The sequence below is a fragment of the Acinetobacter sp. YH16038 genome, assembly GCF_013417275.1.
In the GTDB taxonomy this organism is placed as follows: Bacteria; Pseudomonadota; Gammaproteobacteria; order Pseudomonadales; family Moraxellaceae; genus Acinetobacter.
This window is the reverse complement of record NZ_VPEG01000112.1, coordinates 1-2,099: the sequence shown is the minus strand read 5'-3', so window position 1 is coordinate 2,099 and position 2,099 is coordinate 1. Positions and strand designations below refer to the sequence as shown.

Genomic DNA, 2,099 nt, shown 5'->3' with positions numbered 1-2,099 from the left:
AAAAAAACAACATTACGACCTACAGCCATAGCACCGCAGGAAATAGAAATTACTTTATTTTTTAGTGGCTGGTAGACACTGGCATCATCAACTGTGAGGTCAACAAGTTCGTGTTTAATCTCTCCATTGGGTAGTTCCAGCGAACCAAGTATTTGTACCTTGTCACGCGCTTCGTACTCTTTCCCATCTTTACCCTTACCACCGTCCATACGGAAAGCATTGATTAGAGTTCCTTGTAAGTTGATCATTTTTATTTCTCCTCTGACTTAGGCGTTTCAACAAAAATGCCTTTGCGAGGAGGTGCAAGGGGAGAAGAAACAAAACTCTCCATTTCCTCATAACTTTGTTCCTCATCTTCTTGCTGTAATTCTTGAGAAATAACTCGCAATAGATGATTTAACTTAAGTCGAACATCTTCATTTTCAGTGTGTGAATTAAATACAAGGGATAACGGAATAGTTGGATTTGAATCTGTATAACCAATAACAAACTCTTTCAAAGACTGTCGGAAATTAGAGCGAATGATGTGAGACAAAAAGTCTTGACGAGTCAAACCCATTGACTTAGCAACTGTGTCATAAATCTGAATTTCATTATCAGTTAAACGAATAGTTACTGCCTTAGTATCTTCGTCAGAGCTAGAAGCAGAATTTGTAGCCATTGCAACACCTAGAGATTTGAATAACATTTTAAAGATTCCATTAGATTCTATTAGATTGTTTTTAGAATATTATAGATTTAAAAAAGAATGTCAATGCGTCGCCACCCATGCGGGATGGCTAAAAGCTCCCGATCTGAAATCAGATGGGAGCTTGTAATCAGGGAAAGGAAGGCTTTGAAATTTTAATTTCGGAGTGGTCGCTCGTAGACACTCGCTCGGCTACTGGAGAAAGTGTACTTACTACACTTTTCGTTTCACTCAAAGTTCGTAAGTTACTCGATGAATGCTAATAGCCTACGTTCGACATATGGGAAAAGATCAATGTTATATAAAAATCCGTCCCATCTATGGATACGTTCCTTAATCCGTACACGAATTTTAGGAGGGATTCTCCAGTGAGCTTTTCTATGTACTCGCTGCGGTCGTTCCGTGACTGCGTGCCCTCGCACCGGCAACGTCCTCGCATCGTCCACACTTAGACCGCACGCGCTATATCGCTCAGTCTCAGTCGTCGAAGCTCCTCCCAATCCCGCGCGCTCTCCCGCCTGCGGTTCTACGTGTCTTGTGATGAGTAAGTCGTAATAAGATTTTTTGCCATAGGCAAATTTGTACAGCATTTCGAGATAAGGCAAAGTCTTATCGTCAGGCATATCATCTGTCATTGTGTCAGGAATTTTGACACCCCATAACAAACCGAATGAACCTGTTAAACGCTTGCCCTTGAGAACCTTAAACGCTTCCCAAGTCTTTTCAACGGACAGATCGCCAAACTTCAAAGCATACTTACAGACTTCGGCAGCCGCTTTGCTATAGCCGTGACCTTTTTCTTTTTTTGCCCTGCGGACATCGACCACCATCGAATCACCAGTGATGCTATGCCAATATTCTGAAAATTCCTGCTGATCAATCCATTGATCAACTAAGGCGAACATATGAATATGCGGATGCCATTCACCTGTTTTCTCGTTATATGTATTCTCGTAAGAATACATAGCACCTTGAACCTTACAGAACTCGCTATAACCCCAACCCTTTTTTAAATAGTCCCTACGACGCTCTAGGAGCGTTCTAAAGGACTTCATAAGGTGTTCTGAGCGTTCAGCAAGGTCTGAACCGTTTTTAACGGTGAGAGTGATTAGAACAGGCTTGAGCTTGCGATTTTCTTGGAGAACCTGATTGATACGTTCAACGTATTTCTGAATGGCACGAGATGCACGAATGGCAGCACAGAAAGGACACAGCAAATGCTGTCCGCAGGTGCGGAGTTTTGAAAGCTTGACCTCGCCAATAGTGTAAAAATTTTTGAATAGCAGATAGTTTCCGCATTCATTCAACTTTTGAGCAGATTTTAAGGCCTTGATAGATTCTTCATTTTTAACGTCCTTTTCATAGTTCTCCTTGAATTTAGCCAGGGTAAATAAATAATTTTCCTGATTCT

Annotated in this window: 3 protein-coding genes; all 3 read right to left on the bottom strand. The window is 41.4% G+C overall.

Annotation, left to right across the window (positions count from 1 at the left end):
- The coding region (locus FTV34_RS17065) for a hypothetical protein (RefSeq protein WP_180070861.1) at positions 1-248 on the bottom strand (248 nt) is incomplete at its 3' end.
- A gap of 2 nt (positions 249-250) precedes the next feature.
- Positions 251-661 (bottom strand): hypothetical protein, encoded by a 411-nt coding sequence (locus tag FTV34_RS17060; RefSeq protein WP_179996747.1) that lies wholly within the window; start codon positions 659-661, stop codon positions 251-253.
- A 272-nt stretch (positions 662-933) separates the two neighbouring features.
- Positions 934-2,099 (bottom strand): protein rep (locus FTV34_RS17055; protein ID WP_180070859.1); only part of this gene is annotated, 1,166 nt, incomplete at its 5' end.

Coding starts and splice junctions, on each gene's coding strand:
- FTV34_RS17060 (WP_179996747.1), bottom strand. CDS start 661: ATGGCTACAAATTCTGCTTCTAGCTCTGACGAAGATACTAAGGCAGTA.